At 70.3% G+C, this 4,077-nt stretch carries 3 protein-coding genes and 1 pseudogene; all 4 read left to right on the top strand.

Annotated features, from left to right (window positions below; genetic code table 11):
• Positions 1-200: 200 nt before the first annotated feature.
• Positions 201-1,334, top strand: coding sequence for a bacteriohopanetetrol glucosamine biosynthesis glycosyltransferase HpnI (hpnI, locus tag HUU95_RS10010; protein ID WP_174279984.1), 1,134 nt, complete (start codon positions 201-203; stop codon positions 1,332-1,334).
• On the top strand, positions 1,331-2,776 hold the full coding sequence (gene hpnJ, locus HUU95_RS10005) for a hopanoid biosynthesis associated radical SAM protein HpnJ (protein WP_174279983.1): 1,446 nt from the start codon (positions 1,331-1,333) through the stop codon (positions 2,774-2,776). Before hpnI ends, hpnJ begins: the two co-directional genes overlap by 4 nt.
• Before the next feature lie 6 nt (positions 2,777-2,782).
• On the top strand, positions 2,783-3,742 hold the full coding sequence (gene hpnK / locus HUU95_RS10000; RefSeq protein ID WP_174279982.1) for a hopanoid biosynthesis-associated protein HpnK: 960 nt from the start codon (positions 2,783-2,785) through the stop codon (positions 3,740-3,742).
• Positions 3,687-4,077: pseudogene (locus HUU95_RS09995) on the top strand (ferritin-like domain-containing protein); the annotation flags it as partial. The gene hpnK and the pseudogene HUU95_RS09995, both read left to right, overlap by 56 nt.

Genomic DNA, 4,077 nt, shown 5'->3' with positions numbered 1-4,077 from the left:
CGCGGCGGCGTCCATGAAGCGCATCCGGCGGCCGAGCAGGGTGACGAGCGCGTCGTCCAGCGCGTCCACCCCGGCGCGCACCTGCGCCATCGTCCGGCAGTCCTCGGGCTCGATCATGCGATAGGGCGTTAGCGGCGCGGCCCGTTCGCGCCAAGTGCGCGGGCTTGGCGGGCGGCGCGGCGGCGGGGTAGGGGAGCACCATGGTCACGGCGATCCTCGGCTGGGCGCTGCTCGCGTTGGCGGCGGCGGGCATCGGCTACACCGTCCACGCGACGGTCGCCGTGCGCCGCTTCGCCCGAGCCCCCCGGCCCGCGCCGGCGACGCCCGAGCCGGTGACGCTGCTCAAGCCCCTGCACGGCGCGGAACCCCGGCTGGCGGACAACCTCGCCAGCTTCCTCGCGCAGGACTGGGCCGCGCCGATCCAGATGGTCGCGGGGACCGGCCGGGCCGACGATCCCGCGCTGGCCGTCGCGCGCGCGCTGCCCGGCGACGTCGCCGTCCGGACGGACGCGCCCGCGATCGGTTCCAACGCCAAGATCGCCAACGTCGCGAACCTGATGCCCGCCGCCGCGCACGACCTGCTGGTCCTGAGCGACAGCGACATGGCGGTGCCGCGCGACTATCTCGCCGTGCTCGGCGGCGCGCTGGCCGAACCGGGCGTGGGGGCCGTCACCTGCGTCTATCGCGGCCGGGGCGACGCGGGCCGCTGGTCCGACCTCGCGGCGGCGGGGATCAGCTATCACTTCCTGCCGCAGCTTCTCCTGGGCCTGGCGCTCGGCCTCGCGCGTCCCGGCATGGGCTCCACCATCGCGCTGCGGCGGCGTACCCTCGACGCGATTGGCGGCTTCGCCCGCTTCGCCGACCACCTCGCCGACGACTATGCGCTGGGCGAGGCTGTGCGTGCGCTCGGCCTGAGGGTGGCGGTGCCGCCGATGGTGCTCGTCCACGGCTGCCCCGAACCCAGTCTCGCGGCGGTGTGGAGGCACGAGCTGCGCTGGGCGAGCACCATCCGCCGGATCAACCCGCCTGGCTACGCCGGCATGATCGTGACGCATCCGATCGCGTTCGCGCTCCTCGCCTTGCCGCTGGCGCCGCGCCCGGCCCTGGTCCTGCTGCTCGCGGCCATCGGAGCACGGCTCGCGCTCAAGGCCGCCGTCGACCGCCTCTCGCGCGCCTCCACCGCGCCGGCCTGGATGATCGTGCCGCGCGACCTGCTATCCTTCGCCGTTTTCCTCGCCTCCTTTGTCACGCGATCGGTTGATTGGCGGGGCAGTCGGTTTACTATGGAACACCATGGGCGGATGTCCGCCGCTCCGGAGTTTCTTCCCAGATGAAGCGCACCCTGTTCCTGCAGGCCCCCTCGTTCGACGGCTATGACGGCGGCGCCGGCGCGCGCTACCAGATGAAGCGCGAGGTGAAGTCGTTCTGGTATCCGACCTGGCTCGCCCAGCCCGCGGCGCTGGTGGAGGGCTCCCGCCTGATCGACGCCCCCGCCCACGACCAGAGCTGGGACGACATCAAGCACGAGGTCGACGACAAGGAGCTGGTGGTGCTCCACACTTCCACGCCCTCGTTCGGGCAGGACGTGCGGACGGCGGGGCTCATCAAGGAGCGCAACCTCCGCACGCTGATCGGCATGATCGGCGCCAAGGTCGCGGTGCAGGCCGAACAATCGCTCCTGGCCGCCCCCGCGGTCGATTTCGTCTGCCGCAACGAGTTCGATTTCACGATCCTCGACATCGCCGAGGGGGTGCCGCTGGCCGATGTCGAAGGCATCTCCTATCGCGCCGAGGACGGGTCGATCGTCCACAACCGCGACCGCGCGGTGCTGGAGGACATGGACTCGCTGCCGTTCGTGTCGCCGATCTATAAGCGCGACCTCAAGATCGAGAAGTATTTCGGCGGATACCTCAAGCACCCGTACGTCTCGTTCTACACGGGGCGCGGCTGCAAGAGCCGCTGCACCTTCTGCCTGTGGCCGCAGACGGTGGGCGGGCACAATTACCGCACCCGCTCGATCCCGCACGTCGTCGAGGAGGTGAAGTACGTCCTGCGCGAGATGCCTGAGGTGAAGGAGATATTCTTCGACGACGACACGCTGACCGACAACGCACCCCGCGTCGAGGAGCTGGCGCGCGCGCTGGGCGCGCTGGGCTTCGGCAAGCCCGGCTTCGGCGTATCGTGGAGCTGCAACGCCAAGGCGAACGTCAAGCGTTCGACGCTGGAGATACTCAAGGCCAACGGGCTCCGGCTGCTGCTCGTCGGCTACGAGAGCGGCAACCAGCAGGTGCTGCACAACATCAAGAAGGGCCTGCTCGTCCCCGTCGCGCGCCAGTTCACGAAGGACTGCCACGATCTGGGCGTCGTGATCCACGGCACCTTCATCCTGGGCCTGCCCGGCGAGACGCTGGAGACGATCGAGGAGACGATCCGCTATGCGATGGAGATCAACCCGCACACGATCCAGGTCTCGCTCGCCGCGCCCTATCCCGGCACGTTCCTCCATGCGCAGGCGCGCGAGAACGGCTGGTTCGACGACGGCAACGATCTGCTGACCGGCGGCGGCAACCAGATCGCCCAGCTGTCCTATCCGCATCTGCCGGCGGCCGTGATCTTCGACAAGGTCGAGGAGTTCTACAAACGCTTCTATTTCCGCCCGCGCAAGATCGGCTCGATCGTCGGCGAGATGGTGCGCGACTTCGACATGATGAAGCGCCGCCTGCGCGAGGGCGTGGAGTTCTTCGACTTCCTGCGCCGTCGCAAGGAAGCCGCCTGATCCCCCGTGGCCGGCGGTGATGCAGCGGGCGTCCGTCGCCTGATCGTCACCGCCGACGATTTCGGCGCCTCGCGCGCGGTGAACGAGGCGGTCGAGGCCGCGCATCGCGGCGGCATCCTCACCGCCGCGAGCCTGATGGTCGCAGGCGACGCCGCCGCCGACGCGATCGCGCGCGCGCGGACCATGCCCTCGCTGGGGGTCGGCCTCCACCTCGTCCTGGTCGAGGGGAGGCCGGTGCTGCCGCCCGAGCGCGTGCCGGCGCTCGTCGGCGGGGACGGCGCCTTCCGCACCGACATGGCGGCCTCGGCGTTCCGGATGTTCCTCGACCCCGCCGCGCGCCGTCAGCTCCACGCGGAGGTGGAGGCGCAGTTCACGGCCTTCGCCGCGACCGGGCTGGAGCTCGACCATGTCAACGCGCACAAGCATTTCCACCTCCATCCCACGATCGCCTCGGCGGTGCTGGCGATCGGTCCGCGGTTCGGGATGCGCGCCGTCCGCGCACCGGTGGAGCGCGGCCATCGCGGGATCGAGGCGTTCTGGGCGCGACTGCTCGCCCGGCGGATCAGGCGGGCAGGGATGCTGGTGCCCGACCAGGTGGTGGGCCTGGCCTGGACCGGAGCGTTCGACGCCCCCCGGATGCGCGCGGCGCTGGCCGACCTGCCGCCCGGCCTGACCGAGATCTATACCCATCCGGCGACGGCCGACCGGTATCCGGGTTCCGCCGCCGGCTATCGCTATCGCGACGAGCTGGCGGCGCTCACCGACGGTCTTGCGAAGGCCGCCATCCTGCGCGAAGGCATGGCCCATGGCCACTTCGCTTCCCACCATCCGCCGCCACCCCGACCTGGAGCCGCTGGCGATCTCGCCGCGCAGCTTCGAGGCGCCGCCCGCGCCCGGCCGGCGGGTGCGGATGGGTTCGCCCGAGCACAAGCGGCTGCTGTCGCGGATGATGCTGGACACGCATGACGCCTATCGTCCCGCGCTGATCCACTGGCCCGAGCTGGAGCCCGAAACGCGCGACAGGATCGTGTCCCTGCCGATCTGGGACATCGCGGTGCAGACGGAAGGGCGCGCGTCGCTGAACGTCAAGACGTTCAACGAGGTGATCGACGACCCCCTGCTGCACGAGGCGATCGCGATGAACGCCTATGAGGAGCGGCGCCATAAGGTCGTCCTCGCCGATATGGTCGCGGCCTATGGCATCGAGCTGGAGCCCGAGCCAGTCTATGTCCGCCCGCGCGATCCCGAGTTCGCGTTCATGCGCACCGGCTATTCGGAGTGCATCGACAGCTTCTTCGGCT

It is taken from the genome of Sphingomonas bacterium, from assembly GCF_903643065.1.
GTDB lineage: Bacteria > Pseudomonadota > Alphaproteobacteria > Sphingomonadales > Sphingomonadaceae > Sphingomonas.
This window is presented reverse-complemented; position numbering and strand designations above follow the sequence as displayed.

Excerpts from the sequence above, each read along its gene's own strand:
- hpnI (WP_174279984.1), top strand. The coding sequence starts at position 201 with ATGGTCACGGCGATCCTCGGCTGGGCGCTGCTCGCGTTGGCGGCGGCG.
- hpnJ (WP_174279983.1), top strand. The coding sequence starts at position 1,331 with ATGAAGCGCACCCTGTTCCTGCAGGCCCCCTCGTTCGACGGCTATGAC.